At 70.3% G+C, this 17,981-nt stretch carries 17 protein-coding genes and 1 tRNA gene; 7 read left to right on the forward strand and 11 right to left on the reverse strand.

Features of this window, described 5'->3' with window-relative positions:
• Positions 1-67: 67 nt before the first annotated feature.
• Complete coding sequence (locus ESP57_RS08155) at positions 68-394, forward strand: hypothetical protein (protein WP_056005748.1); 327 nt, start codon at positions 68-70, stop codon at positions 392-394.
• 53 nt (positions 395-447) lie between these two features.
• Here the strand turns inward: ESP57_RS08155 and ESP57_RS08160 are convergent, their stop codons facing one another.
• The 3 genes from ESP57_RS08160 to ESP57_RS08170 are packed head-to-tail and all read right to left on the reverse strand — an operon-like array spanning position 448 to position 4,394.
• Complete coding sequence (locus ESP57_RS08160; RefSeq protein WP_082571120.1) at positions 448-1,977, reverse strand: aldehyde dehydrogenase family protein; 1,530 nt, start codon at positions 1,975-1,977, stop codon at positions 448-450.
• A 24-nt stretch (positions 1,978-2,001) separates the two neighbouring features.
• Positions 2,002-3,198 carry an acyl-CoA dehydrogenase family protein gene (locus ESP57_RS08165; protein ID WP_129231195.1) on the reverse strand — a complete coding sequence of 399 codons (1,197 nt, stop codon included), beginning with the start codon at positions 3,196-3,198 and terminating at the stop codon, positions 2,002-2,004.
• Positions 3,195-4,394, reverse strand: a complete 1,200-nt coding sequence (locus ESP57_RS08170; RefSeq protein WP_207904509.1) for a CaiB/BaiF CoA transferase family protein — start codon at positions 4,392-4,394, stop codon at positions 3,195-3,197. Before ESP57_RS08170 ends, ESP57_RS08165 begins: the two co-directional genes overlap by 4 nt.
• A 187-nt stretch (positions 4,395-4,581) precedes the next feature.
• Here ESP57_RS08170 and ESP57_RS08175 point away from each other — a divergent pair, with 187 nt between their 5' ends.
• The 3 genes from ESP57_RS08175 (at position 4,582) to ESP57_RS08185 (ending at position 7,544) form a co-directional block, all read left to right on the forward strand.
• Positions 4,582-5,352, forward strand: coding sequence for a FadR/GntR family transcriptional regulator (locus ESP57_RS08175; protein ID WP_129231196.1), 771 nt, complete (start codon positions 4,582-4,584; stop codon positions 5,350-5,352).
• Entirely contained in the window at positions 5,333-6,097 is a 765-nt protein-coding gene (locus ESP57_RS08180) for a PDC sensor domain-containing protein (RefSeq protein ID WP_129231197.1), read from the forward strand. The genes ESP57_RS08175 and ESP57_RS08180 overlap by 20 nt, the downstream gene beginning before the upstream one ends.
• A gap of 82 nt (positions 6,098-6,179) precedes the next feature.
• Entirely contained in the window at positions 6,180-7,544 is a 1,365-nt protein-coding gene (locus tag ESP57_RS08185; protein WP_129231198.1) for an NAD-dependent succinate-semialdehyde dehydrogenase, read from the forward strand.
• An 86-nt stretch (positions 7,545-7,630) separates the two neighbouring features.
• Here ESP57_RS08185 and ESP57_RS08190 read toward each other — a convergent pair whose 3' ends face one another.
• A complete protein-coding gene (locus ESP57_RS08190; protein ID WP_056007688.1) occupies positions 7,631-7,987 on the reverse strand; it encodes an iron chaperone in 357 nt (118 codons plus the stop codon).
• A 180-nt stretch (positions 7,988-8,167) separates the two neighbouring features.
• Here ESP57_RS08190 and ESP57_RS08195 point away from each other — a divergent pair, with 180 nt between their 5' ends.
• Entirely contained in the window at positions 8,168-9,694 is a 1,527-nt protein-coding gene (locus ESP57_RS08195; protein WP_082571121.1) for an APC family permease, read from the forward strand.
• Positions 9,695-9,734: 40 nt separating this feature from the next.
• Entirely contained in the window at positions 9,735-10,004 is a 270-nt protein-coding gene (locus ESP57_RS08200; RefSeq protein WP_056005763.1) for an acylphosphatase, read from the forward strand.
• Between the two features lie 18 nt (positions 10,005-10,022).
• On the opposite strand, the gene ESP57_RS08205 is transcribed toward ESP57_RS08200, so the two are convergent.
• From ESP57_RS08205 to ESP57_RS08230, 6 genes are all read right to left on the reverse strand, one after another.
• Positions 10,023-10,247, reverse strand: coding sequence for a hypothetical protein (locus ESP57_RS08205; protein WP_056005765.1), 225 nt, complete (start codon positions 10,245-10,247; stop codon positions 10,023-10,025).
• 162 nt (positions 10,248-10,409) lie between these two features.
• Positions 10,410-11,099, reverse strand: a complete 690-nt coding sequence (gene rplA / locus ESP57_RS08210) for a 50S ribosomal protein L1 (RefSeq protein ID WP_056005768.1) — start codon at positions 11,097-11,099, stop codon at positions 10,410-10,412.
• Positions 11,100-11,246: 147 nt separating this feature from the next.
• Complete coding sequence (gene rplK, locus ESP57_RS08215; RefSeq protein WP_022891467.1) at positions 11,247-11,675, reverse strand: 50S ribosomal protein L11; 429 nt, start codon at positions 11,673-11,675, stop codon at positions 11,247-11,249.
• A 161-nt stretch (positions 11,676-11,836) separates the two neighbouring features.
• Positions 11,837-12,763, reverse strand: coding sequence for a transcription termination/antitermination protein NusG (gene nusG, locus ESP57_RS08220; RefSeq protein ID WP_056005771.1), 927 nt, complete (start codon positions 12,761-12,763; stop codon positions 11,837-11,839).
• Positions 12,764-12,827: 64 nt separating this feature from the next.
• Positions 12,828-13,103: a preprotein translocase subunit SecE gene (gene secE / locus ESP57_RS08225; RefSeq protein ID WP_056007694.1), complete on the reverse strand. Its 276-nt coding sequence runs from the start codon at positions 13,101-13,103 to the stop codon at positions 12,828-12,830.
• Positions 13,104-13,143: 40 nt separating this feature from the next.
• Positions 13,144-13,216 (reverse strand) — tRNA-Trp (locus ESP57_RS08230).
• A gap of 241 nt (positions 13,217-13,457) precedes the next feature.
• Between ESP57_RS08230 and dgt the strand changes: the two genes are divergently transcribed.
• Complete coding sequence (dgt, locus tag ESP57_RS08235; RefSeq protein WP_129231199.1) at positions 13,458-14,975, forward strand: dGTP triphosphohydrolase; 1,518 nt, start codon at positions 13,458-13,460, stop codon at positions 14,973-14,975.
• Here dgt and ESP57_RS08240 read toward each other — a convergent pair.
• Positions 14,903-17,980: a hypothetical protein gene (locus tag ESP57_RS08240; protein ID WP_243648498.1), complete on the reverse strand. Its 3,078-nt coding sequence runs from the start codon at positions 17,978-17,980 to the stop codon at positions 14,903-14,905. The two genes, dgt and ESP57_RS08240, sit on opposite strands and share 73 nt — an antisense overlap.
• Position 17,981 lies beyond the last annotated feature (1 nt).

Below are 17,981 nucleotides of genomic sequence, written 5' to 3' on the forward strand. Positions count from 1 at the left end.
GCGGCGACGGAGTTCCCTCCGTCGTCGTGGTGCCCCCCCACACCGATCGGAAGGAAACCTTCACCCCGTGATCACCCTGTCATGGCTCCTCATCATCGCGCTCGTCGGCGGCGCACTCGCGCTCGTCGACGGCATCCGACGCCTCAGAGGGCGAGGCAGCTCCGTCGTCGGCATCATCGAGGTCGTGGTCGCTGCACTGTTCGTGCTGTCGCTCTTCCTGCCCGGGATCCCGTTCGGATCGCTCGTGCTCGGCATCGCCACGCTCGTCGTGCTCGTCGTCGCGCTCATCGTCCGCGGACGCACCAGCCTCGCGGTCACGATCGCCGCGATCGTGCTCGTCGCGCTCTGGCTCGTGCTCGTGAACCGCTGGCTCGTCATCCCCGGCATCAACTGAGGGCTGACCAAGGGGGGCGGCCATGCGGCCGCCCCCCTTCGTCGACTCGAGCGCTACTCCGCCGGCGCCGCGGCGAGCACGCCGTCTTCGCGGCGCGGGATGCCGAGCGGGTTGCCGTCGGTGAGCTCGGGCGGCAACACAGCGGCAGGGGCGTCCTGATAGGCGATGGGCGTGAGCCAGCGGCGGATCGCCGTCGCCCCGACCGAGGTGTGCACCGACGCGGTCGTCGCGGGCCATCCGCCGCCGTGGTGCTGCGCCCAGGCGATCGCGACGCCCGTCGGCCAGCCGTTGTAGACGATGCGGCCGGCGACTCGAGCGAGCGCGCTCGTGAGTTCGACGACGTCCTCGCCCGGAGCGTGGTGGATCGTGCCGGTCAGGGAGCCCTCGAGCACGGCGAGCGCCGCATCGAGCGCGGCGTCGTCGGCGTAGCGCACGAGCACGGTGAGGGGTCCGAAGCACTCCTCGAGGAACGCCTCGCGAGCGGCGCGGAAGTCAGCGACCGTGGTCGCGACGACGACCGGGGCCGAGGCATCCGCGGCACGGCCGCCGGCGAAGACGACCTCGATGTCGTCGCGCCCGGCGAGGGCCGCCGAGCCCGCGTCGAAGGCGCTCGCGATGCCCTCGGTGAGGAGTGCCTGCGAGGGCGCTTCGACGAGCGCGGCGACGAGTTCAGCCTCGAACCCCGAGCCCTCGGGCACGAAGACGAGCCCGGGCTTCGTGCAGTACTGGCCGCCGTCGCGGGTGAACGAGCCCGCGAGGCCGGCGGCGATGCCCGCGACATCCGCGACGGCTGCGGCCGCCGTGACGACGACCGGGTTGATCGAGCCGAGCTCGCCGTAGAACGGGATCGGCGCTGGCCGTGCCGAGGCGAGGTCGAAGAGCGCGCGCCCGCCGCGGGTCGAGCCGGTGAATCCGACGGCGGAGACGAGCGGATGCCGCACGAGCGCGACGCCCGCGTCGAAGCCGTCGACGAGGGCGAGCGCCGCCGCGGGCGCACCTGCCCCGGCGAGGGCGTCTCGCCCGATCTCGACGACCCGCCGCGACAGTCGCGGGTGACCCGGGTGCGCCTTCACCACGACCGGGCAGCCTGCGGCGAGCGCCGACGCGGTGTCGTTGCCGAGCACCGAGAACGCGAACGGGAAGTTCGAGGCGGCGAAGACGGCGACGACCCCGAGGGGGCGCAGCATGCGTCGCAGGTCGGGGCGCGGCGGCGTGAGGGAGGCGTCGGGCGAGTCGAGCGTCGCTTCGAGGTACGAGCCCTCGAGGGCGACGCCGGCGAAGAAGCGCAGCTGGGTCGCCGTTCGGGTGACTTCGCCCGTGAGCCGCGCCGGGCTCAGGTGCGTCTCTTCCGCGGCCAACTCGACCAGTTCATCGCGGTGCGCTTCGAGCGCCTCGGCGAGCGCGGTGAGCCACCGGGCCCGGTCGGCGCGCGATGAGCGATCGAAGCCGGATGCCGCGGCGAGGCGCACCGCGATCTCGACGGCCGCCCCGGGATCCGTCACGATCGCATCGTCGCCGTCGTCGCGTCGCTCGTCGCGCGGCGCGATGCCCGCGGCATCCGTTGCCCTGCTCGTCTCACCCATGTCGTCCTCCTGCAGGTCTCGAGGTCAGAACGCGTTCAGCCCGGTGAGCTCGCGCCCCAGGATCAGCTGGTGGATCTCGTCGGTGCCCTCGTACGTGCGCACCGACTCGAGGTTCGCCGCGTGCCGCATGACCGGCCACGCGTTCGTGATGCCGTCGCCGGCGAGGATCGCCCGCGCCTCGTGTGCGATCGCGAGCGCCTCGCGCACGCTGTTGAGCTTGCCGACCGAGATCTGCGCGGGCGTGAGCGCGCCGCGTTCCTTCAGGCGCCCGAGGTGCAGTGCCAGGAGGATGCCCTTCTCGACCTCGAGGAACATGTCGGCGAGCTTCGCCTGGATGAGCTGGTTCGCACCGATCGGCCTGCCGAAGACCTCGCGCGACGTGGAGCGCTCGATCGCGGCCTCGAGGCAGGAGCGGGCCGCCCCCATCGCGCCCCAGACGATGCCGTAGCGAGCCTCGTTGAGGCAGCCGAACGGGCCGCTCAGTCCGCGAGCGCCCGGCAGGATCGCGTCGTCGCCGACCCGCACGCCGTCGAGCGCGATGTCGCACTGCACCGAGGCGCGCATCGAGAGCTTGCCGTCGATCGGCGTCGCCGTGAAGCCGGGCGTCGAGGTCGGCACGAGGAACCCGCGCACCGCGCTGCCGCCGTCGCCGAACGCGCCCGACGGGTCGTCGACCTTGGCCCAGACGACGGCGACGTCGGCGAGCGAGGCGAGGCCGATCCAGCGCTTCGCGCCGTCGATCACCCAGCCGTCGCCGTCGCGGCGCGCGGTCGTGGTCATGCCGGCGGGGTCGGAGCCGCCCTGCGGCTCGGTGAGGGCGAAGCATCCGACGAGGTCGCCGGCGGCCATGCCCGGCAGCCACTGCTGCTTCTGCTCCTCGGAGCCGTACTTGTGGATCGCGCTCATCGCGAGCGAGCCCTGCACCGAGACGAACGTGCGCCAGCCGCTGTCGGCGGCCTCCAGCTCGAGGCACACGAGGCCGTACGAGACGGCACCCGCGCCGGCGCATCCGTAGCCCTGCAGGTGCATGCCGAGGAAGCCCAGGTCGCCGAGCTCCTTCACGAACTCGCGGCGGAAGTGCTTGGCCTCGAAGTCGCCTTCGATGACGGGCAGCAGTCGCTCCTGTGCGAAGACCCGGGCTTTCTGCTGCCATTCGCGCTCCTCGGCGCTGAGCAGGGCGTCGAGGTCGAACACGGCGTCGATCGTGGGGGCGGTGGTCATCGGTGCGGTCCTTTCGAAGGGGTCTGGTGCCAGTCGGCGCCGGCGTGCTCGTCGAGCGCGGGCGGCGTGCTGCGGTACACGGCGGGGCTCGCCGAGAGGCCGATCGGGTTCGCGATCGTGCGACTCGCGGCACCGCCGTCCGGGGAGACCGGAGCGCCGATCTCCGCGACCGGTTCGAGGCCCAGGGCCGCTCCGAACGCGATCGCCTCGGCGACGTCGTTCACGAGACCGGCGGGAACGCCCGCGGCGCGGAGCACGTCGACCCAGTGCGCAGCGGATGCCGCGGCGAGCCGCTCCTCGATCGCCGCAGTGAGCTCGACCCGGTGCGCGACCCGGTCGACGTTGCCCGCGAACCGCGTGTCGCCGCTCAACTCCGGAACGCCGAGCACCTCGGTGAGCGCCCGGAACTGCTTGTCGTTGCCCACGGCGATCACGAGCTCGCGGTCGGCAGCGTGGAAGACGGCGTACGGCGCGATGCTCGGGTGCGCGTTGCCGAGGCGCTGCGGCGGCGTGCCCGTCGCGAGTGTCGATGCGGCCTGGTTCGTGAGTGCGGAGAGCAACCCCTGCAGGAGGTTGACCTCGACGCGCTGGCCGAGCCCGGTGCGGTCGCGCTCGCGGAGGGCGAGCAGGATGCCCGCGACGGCGTTCTGCCCGGTGAGCACGTCGACGAGCGCGACGCCGGCCTTCGCAGGCTCGCCGTCGGCGGCACCCGTGATCGACATGAGCCCGCCGACGGCCTGCACGAGCAGGTCGTAGCCGGCGAGGGCGGCACCCTCCCCCGTGCCGAAGCCCGTGATCGAGCAGTAGACGACGCCGGGGTTCAACGCGCGCACCTCGTCGTACGAGAGCCCGAAGCGATCCATCACGCCAGGGCGGAAGTTCTCGACGACGACGTCGGCGGAGGCCGCGAGCCGGCGTGCTTCGGCGAGCCCTTCCGCGTCGGTCAGGTCGAGGGCGACCGAGCGCTTGTTGCGGTTGACGCTGCCGAAATAGGTGGCCTGCCCGCGGGCGTCGACGGGTGGGCGCCAGTGCCGGGTGTCGTCACCGGCGGGCGATTCGATCTTCACGACGTCGGCGCCGAAGTCGGCGAGCATCATCGTGGCGTAGGGGCCGGCGAGCACCCGCGAGAAGTCGGCGACGCGCACGCCGGCGAGCACTCCGTCGTTCGGCCCGTCGTCGGCCCGTCGCTCGTGCATCCCATCCGCCTTCGCATGTCGGCGGCACGTCACGCCGCCCAATCATCCTATATCGATTCTTTTCTCGCCGCTCGACCGGTCGGTACGCCTGCGACACCGCCTGCGTCACCGCTCCGAGCGATCGTCGCAGGATCGCCTGACAAGCCGTGGTGAGATTCCGGGCGAGTCGCTCGACTAGCCTGAACGCATGGAGTCGAGGGTGGGGCCTGGTGCGCGCGAAGCCGTGTTCGCCCAGCTCGCCGATGCCGGCCGCGCCGAGCAGGTCGCGCAGCGCCTCACCGACGGCATCGTGCTCGGCGTGCTCGGCGCGGGCGAACGCCTGCCGAGCGAACCCGAGCTCGCCCGCCGATTCGGCGTCGCCCTCATCACGGTGCGCGAGGGTCTCGGCATCCTCCGGGAAGCCGGCCTCGTCGAGACGCGCCGCGGTCGCGAGGGCGGCAGCTTCGTCGTCGCCGACGACGCCGACCACCGCTCCCTCATCAGCGCCCGGCTGCGCGGGCTCGCGCAAGTGGAACTCAGCGACATGGCCGTCTACTTCGGCGCCATCCTCGCCGGCATCGCCGAACGCGCCGCCGAACGCGCGTCCGCCGGCGACGCCGAGCGCCTCGCGGGGTGGCTCGCCGCGGCCGACTTCGGCACCGCGGCATCCGCTCGCACGAACCAGGGCGGCTTCTTCCTCGAGGTCGCCGTGCTCAGCCAGTCGGCCCGACTCGTGCGGGAGCAGATCCGGCTGCAGGCGGAGTTCGGCCCGCTCCTCCTCCTCGGCCTCGACGACGACGAACAGCGAGCGGATGCCGCGGCGCACGACCGCCGCATCGTTCGCGCCGTCGCGGCACACCGCCCGGCCGAGGCCCGCGAGGCCGCCGGGGATCTCGTGCGCGGCCTCTCGGTCCCCCTCCTCGCGGCGAAGGCCAGGGTCGAACGGGGAGGTGCGCTCGATGAGCCGGTCAGCGCGTGACGTCGCCGCCTCGGTCGGCGCGGTCTTCACGGGCGTCTTCGATCAGCTCGCCGCCTGGCGCGCCCCGGTCGAGCACCTCATCGACGGCGCTCCCGAGGTGCGCCCGGCAGCGCTCGACACCCTCGTCGCCGAACTCGTGCTCCCCCGCCTCACCGAGCCGCAGCCGCTCCTGGTCGGCGCCGGGTTCATCGCCGACGGCGAGATCGTGCGCGGGCGCGACGTGCACTTCGCATGGTGGCTCGGCCCGCTCGACGCGAATCCCGTGCTCGGCTCGACGACCGAGCCGACGCGGCTCGACCTCACCACGCGCGGATACACCGAGTACCTCCGCGACTTCCGCGCTCTCGAGTGGTACCGCATCCCCGCGACGACGAGCGACGCGCACGTGACCGGCCCGTATGTCGACCACCTCTGCACGTGCGACTACATCCTCACGATGACGATGCCGGTGCACGCGGTCCATCCCGCCGGTGGCGGCGCACCTGGCGGCACCCGCATGGTCGGCGTCATCGGCGCCGACGTGTCGGTGCGCCGGCTCGAGAGCGAACTGCTCGCCGGGTTCCTCGACGTGACGGCACCGCTCGCGCTCGTGAACGAGGAGGGTCGTGTCGTGCTCTCGACCGAACCGGCACTGCAGGTCGGGCAACTGGCCGACCTCGACGGCGCCGGCGAGCCGTGCCCGGGCACTCCGCTCCGAGTGCTCGTCGACCCTGCGCCATCCGGGTCGATTCGAATCATCCGCTGATATATCTTTAAGTCGAGCGTATGCACGGCGGCAGACGAGCTCTGGCGTGAGTGCAGTGTCTGCACCCGAGAAGGAGAACCCCATGAGCTATGCCGTGATCAATCCCGCCACCGGCGAGACGGTCAAGTCCTACGAGACGATCACCGACGAGGCGCTGCAGGCGGCCATCGCCAAGGCGAGCGAGACGCACCGCACCTGGTCGAAGAACACCACGGTCGCCGAACGCGCCGCCCTCGTGCGCCGCGTCGCCGAGCTGCACAACGAGCGAGCGCAGGAACTCGGCGAGATCATCGTGCGCGAGATGGGCAAGCCCATCGAGCAGGCCGTCGGCGAGGTCGAGTTCTCGGCCGCGATCTACGAGTACTACGCCGACAACGCCGAGTCGCTGCTCGCCGACGAGAAGATCGAGCTGCTGGCCGGCGAGGGCTCGGCCCTCATCCGTCGCTCGTCGCTCGGCCCGCTGCTCGGCATCATGCCGTGGAACTTCCCGTACTACCAGGTCGCCCGCTTCGCCGGCCCGAACCTCATCATCGGCAACACGATCCTGCTCAAGCACGCCGAGCAGTGCCCCGAGTCGGCCGCCGCCATCGAGCAGATCTTCCTCGACGCCGGGTTCCCCGAGGGCGCCTACGTCAACATCTACGCCTCGCACGACCAGATCGAGCAGGTCATCGCCGACCCGCGCGTGCAGGGCATCTCGCTCACGGGCTCCGAGCGCGCCGGTGCCGCGGTCGCCGAGATCGCCGGTCGCCACCTGAAGAAGGTCGTGCTCGAACTCGGCGGTTCCGACCCGTTCATCCTGCTCTCGACCGACGACCTCGACGCCACGGTGGGCGCCGCCGTCTTCGCCCGCGTCGACAACAACGGCCAGGCCTGCAACGCGGCCAAGCGCTTCATCGTCGTCGAAGACCTCTACGAGCCCTTCCTCGAGAAGTTCACCGCCGCGATGAGCGAGGTCGAGAAGGGCGACCCCGCCCAGGCCGGCACGGCACTCGGCCCGCTCTCGTCGGCCAAGGCCGCTGAGGGCCTCGCCGAGCAGGTCGAGCGCGCCGTCGCACAGGGCGCAACGCTCCACCACGGCGGAGAGCGCGAGGGCAACTACTACTCGGCCACGATCCTCACGGACGTGCAGCCCGACTCCGACGCCTTCCACGAGGAGTTCTTCGGCCCGGTCGCGCAGGTCTTCAAGGTCGCCGACGAAGACGCGGCGGTCGAGCTCGCGAACAACACCCCGTTCGGCCTCGGCTCTTACGTCTTCACGACCGACTCCGACCAGGCGCTCCGCGTCGCCGACAAGATCGAGGCCGGCATGGTCTTCGTGAACCTGGTCGGCGCCGACGGCGCCGAGCTGCCCTTCGGCGGCGTCAAGCGCTCGGGCTCGGGCCGCGAGCTCGGCCGCTTCGGCGCCGACGAGTTCGTCAACAAGAAGATGATCCGCATCGGCTGATCACCGCGAACCCGCACTGAACGGATGCCCCGGGGCCGCGCGCCCCGGGGCATCCGTGCGCCCCGCCCTGAGCCCGTCGAAGGGTCTCAGCGCTTCTTCTTCTCGTCGATCTCGTCGCGGCGCAGCAGGATGATGCGGTCGACGAGCGAGTCGGGCAGCGGATGCTCGGGCGTGAACCGGATCGTGCCCTTCGCCCATGAATACCCCTCGAGCTCCGAGGAGACGGCCTCGATCACGGGCGGACTGTACGGGTAGAGCCCGATGTGCGCCTTCGCCTTCATGATGCTGAGCAGCGGAGAGTCCCGGTAGCGCAGCGCCGGCATGCCGTAGCTGACGCCCTCGATCGCGTCGGGCACGAGCGACACCGCCCTCGCCCTGATGCGTTCCATGACGTCGCGCTCTGGCGCGTCGAGACCGGCGATGTAGTCGCTCACTTCCCCCATGCCCGCCATGGTACGCCGAGCGGATGCCGCGGCATCCGCTCGCTCGCGAACCTGCGCCGAACTAAATCATCCGGAACTATAGCTTTACGACCGGATGTCTGGTTATGCTGGCGCGACACCACGACGACGTGGTGTCGCCGGTTGGGGGCGACCGGCGCAGCGAAGACATGGAAGGCAGTGATGTCTGCAGATCGCGGGCCCGCAGCGGGCCTCTCCGACGGCGAACACCTCAGCGTGCTCGGCTACGAGGACACGTTCAACCGATCGATGAGCCTCTGGGCGAACTTCGCCCTCGGCTTCACCTACCTCTCGCCCCTCGTCGGCGTCTACTCGCTCTTCGCGGTGGCCCTCTCGATCGGCGGACCGCCCTCGATCTGGTGGATCGTGATCGTCGGTGCCGGGCAGCTGCTCGTCTCGCTCGTGTTCGGCGAGGTCGTCTCGCAGTACCCGATCCACGGCGGCATCTACCCATGGGCCCGTCGCCTGTGGGGCCGGCGCTACGCCTGGATGGCGGCCTGGGTCTACATCTGGGCGATGATCGTGACCATCACCGCGGTCGCCGAGTTCGGATCCGGATTCGCGGCGAGCCTCTTCGGCATCGAGGTCACGAACGCGTCGACCCTCTGGATCACGCTGGCGTTCCTCCTGATCGCCCTCGCCATCAACTTCACGGGCACGAAGTGGCTCGCCCGCGTGGCTCGAATCGGCCTCGCCGCCGAGCTCATCGGCGTCATCGGCCTCGGCCTCTACCTCTTGATCTTCCAGCGCAAGCAGGAGTTCAGCGTCTTCTTCGACACCATGGGCGTCGAGGGCGACGGCAGCTACACGGCGGCCTTCATGGGCGCCGCGCTCGCGGGCCTCTTCCTGTTCTACGGCTTCGAGGCCTGCGGCGACGTCGCCGAAGAGGTCGCGAACCCCGCCCGGCGCATTCCGAAGGCGATGATGATGACGATCCTCGTCGGCGGCGTCTCGGCGCTCTTCTCCTTCGGCGGGTACGTGCTCGCGGCGCCCGACCTCGCGTCGATCGTCAACGGCGAAGACGCCGATCCCATCCCCGGCATCCTCGAGGCGACCCTCGGGCCGGTGGGCGCCAAGCTGTTCCTCGTGATCGCGATCACGGCGTTCCTCTCGTGCGTGCTGAGCCTGCAGGCCGCTGCGAGCCGCCTGCTGTTCTCCTTCGCCCGCGACGGGATGATCCCGGGGCACCGCTGGCTGTCGAAGGTCTCGCCGACCACGAAGGTGCCGACGAACGCCCTCATCGTCGCGTGCACCGTGCCCGCGCTCATCGCCGTGCTCATCTGGGCGAACAACGACCTGCTGGTGCCGGTGACCTCGTTCGCGGTGCTCGGCATCTACCTCGCCTTCCAGATGGTCGTGCTGGCCTCCCTCCGCCAGCGCATGAAGGGCTGGCGGCCCGCGGGCCCGTTCTCGCTCGGCTCCTGGGGCTTCATCGTGAACGCGTTGGCGCTCGCCTACGGCGTCTTCGCCATGGTGCTGCTCTCGCTGCCGGGCTCGACGGGCGACTTCTTCACCGACTACGTCGTGCTCATCGGCCTCGGCATCGTCGTGGTGACGGGGCTCGTCTACCTCTTCGCCGCGCGCCCCGATCGCAAGTCGGACGCCCCGTCGGGCGACGCGATGGCCGTGGCCGACGAGATCCGGCTGCGCACCGGTGCGACCCGCGTCGTCGAGGAGGCCGCGAAGTAGCCCGAGCGGGCTGACGACGGCGGAGGCCTACGCTGGACGCATGATCCGAAGACACGTGCTCGTGCACGGGATCGTGCAGGGCGTGGGCTTCCGCTTCTCCGCGCGACGCGAGGCCGAGCGACTCGGGGTCGCGGGGTGGGCACGCAATCGACCCGACGGCACGGTCGAGGCCGAGGTGGAGGGCGACGAGGCATCCGTCGCAGCGATGCTCGACTGGCTCGCGACCGGCCCACGCGGCGCCGTCGTCGAGCGCACGGATGTCGCGGTGCGCGAGCCGACCGGTCAGCCCGGGTTCCGCATCACCGGCTGAGCGGCAAGACCGGCCCGGTCAGAGCCAGTACACCGAGCCGCGGCGGCGCAAGGACTCTTCGTCGACCTGGTCGAGCCCGCGATGCCGTTCGGCCGAGATGAGCAGCCAGACGACGACGAGTGCGAGCACGACGGTGTAGACCGCCGGACCGAAGGCTCCGATGAGGGTCATCCAATACGCGGCGGCTGCGGCGACGACGATCGTTGCGACCGAGGCGAGGACCGTGGTGGTTCGTTCGCTCATACCGCCACGGTACGCCCCGCGGCCGACATCGCAAGCGAACGACGAAGGGCCCGCCGGTGAGCGTCGGAGGAGCAGCCCCGACGCGCAGGCCGACGATCGCCCCGCGAACGACGAAGGGCCCGCCGGTAGACCGGCGAGCCCTTCGTGCAGTCTGCGGTGAGACTAGATCGCGTTGACGTCCAGGGGGATGCCGGGGCCGAACGTGGTCGACACGGCGCCCTTCTGGATGTAGCGGCCCTTGGAGCTCGACGGCTTCAGGCGGAGGACCTCTTCGAGCGCCGCGTTGGCGTTCTCTTCGAGCTGCTCCTGCGTGAACGAGGCCTTGCCGACGACGAAGTGCACGTTGGCGTGCTTGTCGACGCGGAACTCGATCTTGCCGCCCTTGATGTCGGAGACGGCCTGGCCGACGTTCGGGGTCACGGTGCCGGTCTTCGGGTTCGGCATGAGGCCGCGCGGGCCGAGCACCTTGCCGAGACGGCCGACCTGGCCCATGAGCTCGGGGGTCGAGACCGCCGAGTCGAACGCGGTGTAGCCGCCGGCGACCTTCTCGATGAGCTCGGCGCCGCCGACCTCGTCAGCGCCGGCTGCGATCGCAGCCTCGGCAGCGGGGCCGGTCGCGAACACGATGACGCGGGCGGTCTTGCCGGTGCCGTGCGGGAGGATGACGGTGCCGCGCACCATCTGGTCGGCCTTGCGGGGGTCGACGCCGAGCTTCAGCGCGACCTCGACGGTCGAGTCGAACTTCGCGGAGCCGGTCTCCTTCGCGAGGGCAACTGCCTCGTTCGGGGTGTAGAACTTGCCGTCTTCGATCTTGTCGGCCGCGGCGCGGTAGGCCTTGGACTTCTTTGCCATGTTGCTTCTCCTTGAGAGAGTGTGGTCATCTGCGCCTGGCGGGCGCTGCCACTGAATGCTGAGTTCTGGTGAACGGATGCCGCGTGGCATCCGTCGGTCTCGAGGTCTCGATGCGCGCTTCGCGCTCCTCGACCGGCGAGACGGGGCCTATTCGACCGTGATGCCCATCGAGCGAGCGGTGCCCGCGATGATCTTCGACGCTGCGTCGAGGTCGTTGGCGTTGAGGTCGACCATCTTCGACTCGGCGATCTCGCGCACCTGTGCCTGGGTCAGCTTGCCGACCTTGGTGGTGTGGGGAACGCCGGAGCCCTTTGCGACGCCGGCAGCCTTCTTGATGAGCTCGGCGGCGGGCGGGGTCTTCAGGATGAAGGTGAACGAGCGGTCTTCGTAGACCGTGATCTCGACGGGGATGACGTTGCCGCGCTGGGCTTCGGTCGCCGCGTTGTACGCCTTGCAGAACTCCATGATGTTCACGCCGTGCTGACCCAGGGCCGGGCCGATGGGCGGGGCCGGGTTCGCGGCGCCGGCCTTGATCTGAAGCTTGATCAGACCGGTGACCTTCTTCTTCGGTGCCATGATTTCTCTCTTTCTGTTCGAACGCCCCGGTTGCCGGGGCACTCTCCCGCAACCCGGCCGTTCCGGGATGCGGTGATCTGTGTGCTTGAAACAAGCGCGTGCCTGACGCAGCACAACCCTCCGAGTGTACCGGAGGGCCGCTGCGTACTGTCTGGGAGGTGTTAGAGCTTCGTGACCTGGTCGAAGCTGAGCTCGACCGGGGTCTCGCGCTCGAAGAGCGAGACGAGCACGATGAGCTTGCCGCTCTCGGGCTTGATCTCGCTGATCGTGCCGGGCAGGCCCGCGAACGAGCCGTCCTTGATCGTGATGGTCTCGCCGACCTCGAAGTCGACCTCGGCGGGGATCGCACGAGCTGCGCCGGTGGCGGCGCCGCCCTTCGCACCCTTGACCGGAGCGACGTCCTTGATCTCGACGAGGCTCTTCAGCATGCCGAAGGCCTCCTCGAAGCGGAGGGGGGTCGGGTTGTGCGCGTTGCCGACGAAGCCGGTGACGCCGGGCGTGTGGCGGATGACCGACCACGAGTCCTCGTTGAGGTCCATGCGCACGAGCACGTAGCCGGGGATGCGGACGCGCGTGACCATCTTGCGCTGGCCGTTCTTGATCTCGACGACGTCTTCCATCGGCACTTCGACCTGGTAGATGTAGTCGGCCATGGCCATCGACTCGCGTCGCTGCTCGATGTTCGCCTTCACGCGGCGCTCGAAGCCCGCGTAGGAGTGGATGACGTACCACTTGCCGGGGAGGAAGCGCAGCTCGGCACGGAACTCCGCGTACGGGTCGGCCTGCTCCTCGTCTTCCTCGATGACGGCCTCGACGGCGGCTTCGGCCTCTTCGACCGAGTCGATGTCGAGTGCGTCGTCGACCACGGCGTCTGCCTCGGGGTCGGTCGACTCGGCGATCGCGTCGAGCACGGCGTCGAGATCGACGTCGTTGCCCTCGTCGTCGACGACGTGCACGGCACGGTGCTCGGCCGGCTCGACCGAGTCCTCTTCGCGCTCGAGGGTGTTGCCCGTCTGGGCCTCGTCGTCTTCGGCCGACTGCTCGGCAGCCGTGGCCCAGTCGACGTCGTCGCGCTCAGTCCTTGACACTTCTCTCAATCCTTTTCTCCGGTGCGCCAGCGGCGAACCGGATCCGTCGAACCCGAAGGCCCGATCAGACCCCCGGTGTTCCGAAGACGTACAGCACCAGCCAGCCGAACACCTGATCGAACGCCCACACGATCGCCATCATGATGATGACGAACACGAGCACCACAGTCGTGAAACTGAGGAGCTCCTTGCGGGTCGGCGTGACGACCTTCTTCAGCTCGGCGATGACCTGCCGGATGAACAGGGCGACGCGCGAAAAGGGGTTCCGACGCGCGGCGCGATCGCGCTTCGCATTGGCGACGACGTCTTCACTCGGTTCGTCGATTACTTTTCGTGCCACCTCGTACACCTTTCGTGGGCCGGCAATCACTGCCGGCTCGCAGGGCGGACAGGACTCGAACCTGCAACCTGCGGTTTTGGAGACCGCTGCTCTACCAATTGAGCCACCGCCCTATGGAACGACCGGGTGACCGGGGCTGTTCCACCGATTGCCGAGCGCCACGATTCACTGCGTTTCTCACCAGGTGAAAGCCCGAAAATAGGCGCAGAGAATCTTGGCTGACTTCAACAACCTCACCAAGTGTATGCGACGCCGCAGGCAGAGTAAAGCCGAGCGGATGCCCCGCCCCCGACGCCTGCTCCGAAGCATCCGAGTCGCCCGTATCGACGGGCCGGGCGGGCATAGATTGGGCGCATGACGATCGACCGCGCATCGCGCCTCGTACCGGAGCCGCGCAGCAGCGCCGAGGTCACGGGCGAGCACTCGCAGTTCCGGCTGGACCTCGAGCGCATCCGGTTCTCGCCGTACTTCTCGCGACTCTCCGCCGTCACGCAGGTGATCGCGCAGCCGGGCGCGGGTCCGCTCATCCACAACCGCCTGACCCACTCGATCAAGGTCACCGCGGTCGCGCGAGCGATCGCGGTCAAGCTCACGGATCCCGCCTCCCCAGCGCGCGAACTCGCGCTCGAGCACGGCTGCGATGCCGTCGTGGTGCAGGCCGCCGCGAGCGCGCACGATCTCGGCCACCCGCCCTTCGGCCACCTCGGCGAACGCGTGCTCGACCGGCTCGCCCGCGAGACGCTCGGTCTCGTCGACGGCTTCGAGGGCAACGCCCAGAGCTATCGCATCCTGACCGCGCTCGACGTCAGCGAGGCCGCCCCGCGCGGCCTGAACCTCACGGCGGCGGTGCGCACGGCCGTCGCGAAGTACCCGTGGACCCGGTACATCGACGCCTCCGGGTTCGGCGACGGGCCGCTGCCACGTGGTCTCCGCCGCACGGGGCAGGGCATCGACGTCCCGAAGTACTCGGCGTACGGCATCGACGCCCTCGACCTCGAGCAGGCACGTGCCGGGCTGCCGCCGATGCAGCAGTCGCTCGAGTGCTCGGTCATGGACATCGGCGACGACGTCGCCTACTCGATCCACGACGTCGACGACTTCTACCGCGCAGGCGTGCTCAGCCAGGGCGCCGTGGCCCGGGAGTTCCGCGGCTGGATCGAGGGCTGGAGGCAGCTCCGGGAGCTCGACGAGGAGGCGCTCAGGGCCCGCACCGCCCCCGCCGGCAGCGCACTCGAGGCCCTGCGCCGCAAGTTCGCACGCGACGACCCCTGGGTCGCCGACGACGACGCGTTCTCCGACGCGGTCGACGTCGTCGCCGACGATCTCGTCGACGGCCTGCTGGCGACCCCCTTCGACGGATCGATCGCCTCGGAGCGCGCACTCTCGTCGTTCACGAACCGGTGGATCACCCACCTGCAGTCATCCGTCGTGCCCGCGCCGCGCGACGTCGTGCGCTCGGGCCTCGTGACCCTCGATCGACGTGCGTGGCACGAGGTCGAGATCCTGAAGTTCGTGCACCGGCACTTCATCCTCGACCGCGCCGACATCGTCATGTACCAGCGCGGACTCAGCCGGGTGCTGGCTCGCGCCGTCAAGGGCCTCACCGCGTGGGCGACCGACGAGCACGACCGCGACCGCGTGCCGCAGCGGCTCAAGGAGCTCGTCGAGATCGCGACCGACGGGTACGCGGCCCTGCGGCACGAGCGACCCGAGGGCGTCCCCATCCCCGCGGCGGGCGACGTGCGCCGGCTCGGGGTCGGTCGAGGCGTGGTCGACTACGTCGCCTCACTCTCCGACGATCAGGCGCTCGCGGTCTCCGAAGCCCTCGACGGCCGCCCCGACAAGCTGTGGGACATCGGCCAGAACCTCTGAGCCAGCGCGACGCAGATCGCACCCGCCACGACGAGCACGCCACCCGCGATCGCGACCCACCACGCCGTGTCGGCGGGGATGTCGAGGTAGACGCTGATGCCGAGGATGCGCGAGAGCCCCCAGGGCAACAGCGCCATCTCGTCGTTCCACGTGGTGAGTGCCGCCTCGAGGCCGATCAGGCCGATGAGCGAGCCGAACACCGCGAGTACGACGCCGACGCCGGCGACGACCGCGCCGGTCGCCCAGAGCGCACCGCGCTCGACGGCGATCGCCCAGGCTGCGGCGACCACGACCCATCCGAATGCCGCGAACGCGAGGGCGATGTACACCGAGCGACCGAGCGGATTCGTCCAGAACTCGAACCAGTATCCGCCCGGGCCGGTCGGCGCGAGCACGACGAGGAGGAGCGCCACGCGGAGCACCGCCGCTCCCCCGATCGCGGCGATCACGGGCCACGCCGATCGACGTCCGAGGGCGAGCCAGACCACGCCGACGAACACGGCCCAGCCGCCGAGGGTCACGAGCAGGTGCGACGGCGCCAGGAACCAGGTCTGGATGCCGCGGCTCGCCACGAGGAATGCGGCGGGCACGACGGCGAGCAGCACGCGGTCGAGGCGGCCCAGCCCCTCGACGAGCGCGCGAGCGCGCCACGGCCTCGTGCCGGCCACCCAGAGGGCACGCGCGGCACGCGCGCCCAGCCATCCGGCACGGGAGTAGCCCGCGGCGATGCCGTAGCCGAGCCACGCGGCGAGCAGCACGAGCGCGATCCTCGCCGCCCACGCCATGGGCCGGTCGCGCACGGCTCGCTCGACGCCGAGCTCGGCCGCCGTGAGGTTGTACGCGGGCAGGTACGGGTCGCCCGCATAGGCGGCCTCATGAGCGGCAGCGGATGCCTCGAACGCCCGCCGCGCGGCATCCCACTGCTCGTAGGCGGCGTGGTCGCCGGTGTCGTGCCACTCGGCCTGCCGGAGGAACATCTCGCGGTAGTCGCCGAGCATCGCGTAGGTGTTGGCCTGGTAGGCCAGGGTGTCGAGGAACGCCGTACGCAGTGCGGGGTCGCGCCAGCTCGCGGCATCCGTCGCCTCGATCGCCGACTGCATGCGCTCGACCGCGGCGATCGCCCGGTCGCCGCCCGCGATCGCCTCGTCGAGGTCGCCCCGGCTGATCTCGTAGATCACGTTCAGCACGGCGCTGTCGCCGGTGAGGATGTCCCACTCGAAGATCCACATCATGGGCGGCGGCTCGAGGCCGATCGCGAAGACCCGGCGGTCGGCGAACGGGCCGATGTAGAGTCCGTCGGTGATGGCCGCACGCGACTGGGCCATCGCCTCGCCGATCGCCTGCACGGTGGCCGGGTCGCCGGAGAACCAGCGACGCGCCCAGTCGGCGGTGATCGCGGCCGGGTCCGCCTCGGGGTCGCGCGCGAGCCGCACGGCGAGTTCGGTGTTGAGTTCGTAGAGCTGCCAGAAGCCGGCCTTCAGCTCGAGCGAGAGCGGGCCTGCGCGCCAGGGGCCGCCGTCCTGCGTCCAGGTCCAGATGCCCTCGACGTGCGGATTCGCCTCGATGAAGCGCTGCAGCGCCTCCCGATAGAGCACGCCGAGGTCGTTCGGGAACGCCCCGAAGTTCTCGAACTCGCGCCGGCTCTGGAACTCGACGATGCGGCGTTGCTCGCCGATCTCGAGGGTGTGGTTCAGCGGCAGGTGGCTGTAGAAGTCGCCGAGCGTGTACTTCGTCGAGACGATGAGCGCGTCGGAGTCGATGCCGCCGAGCACCGCCTCGTACGAGGCGTCGTTCGTGTGCATGTCTCCGACGGCGCCGACGCCGACGCTCCACGAGCGGACGATCACCTCGCGGTCCACGCGTTCGGCCTGTTCGGTGAACGCCGTGAGCATGGCCCGCACCGAGTCGACCGTCGTCACGGCGAGCTTCGAGTAGTAGTCCCAGCCCGGCAGGTCGTAGACGCGGCCGGCCTCGCCGATACGGATGAGCACGCCGTCGAGGTAGGGCATCTCGGCGTAGAGCTCGTCGAGACCGGCCGAGTAGACGTCCCAGAACGCCGGATCCTCGGTGGCGAGGCTGCCGAAGCGATCGACGAGATACGCCTCGAGCGGCGTCGTGAGCGTGAGCATGTCGGTGCGGAAGTACACGTCGAGACCCGCGTCGTGCGCGTACTCCCAGATGGGTCCGAACGCCTCGCGCATCGCGATGGCGCGAGCGACGTGCGTGTCATCGGCGCCGTAGACCTCGGTGCCGTCGCCGACGCCCGAGAACGTGAGGTACTCGACGAACCCGGGGATCGCGATCGCGTTGTACCCCTCGGCGAGCGCGTGGCGCACGTACGCCTCGAAGTCCGTGCGGGCGACCGCGAGCGCGGTCTCGTCGATGTACGGCGCCTCGGCGAGGATGACGTCGGCGAATGCCTTGGAGTTGTGCGAGTAGTCGTCGCCGGCGATCCATTCCGATTCGTGGACCGTCACGCCGACCGCGCCGAGGTCGACCATGCGGAACCCGAGGCGCGAGTCGACGGTGTCGCCGAGGTGCTCGGTCACGGCCCGGCGGTCGCGCACTGCGGCGGCCAGGTCGTAGACGCCGAGCACGGCACCGGCCTCGGATACCGCGACCACGCGCAGCGCGTCGGGCGTTCCCTCGAGCCGGTAGGTCTCGTCGGCGTCGCGGTCGGCCGGTTCCTCGGTTGCCACAGCACCCTCGGCGATGACGACCTCGAGGGTCGCCGACCCCTCGGTCGCCTCGGCATCGGCGACCGCGTCGCGCAGCTCGTCGGCCGCGAGTCCCATTCGGAACGAGGGCGGTGCCGTGATCGCCGTGAAGGCGGGCGGGATGATCGACGGCGTCTCGGGTGCGGCCTCGAGGACCTCGGGCGGGATGTCGGACGGTTCGCTGCGGATGCCGAGCTCGTCGGCGAGCACGACGGCGACGCCGGCGCCCAGCGCCACGAGCACCGTGAGCGCGACACCGGCGAGGATCCCCCGTCGGGTTCGCGCCATC

It is taken from the genome of Agromyces fucosus (assembly GCF_004134865.1).
Taxonomy (GTDB): Bacteria; Actinomycetota; Actinomycetes; order Actinomycetales; family Microbacteriaceae; genus Agromyces; species Agromyces fucosus.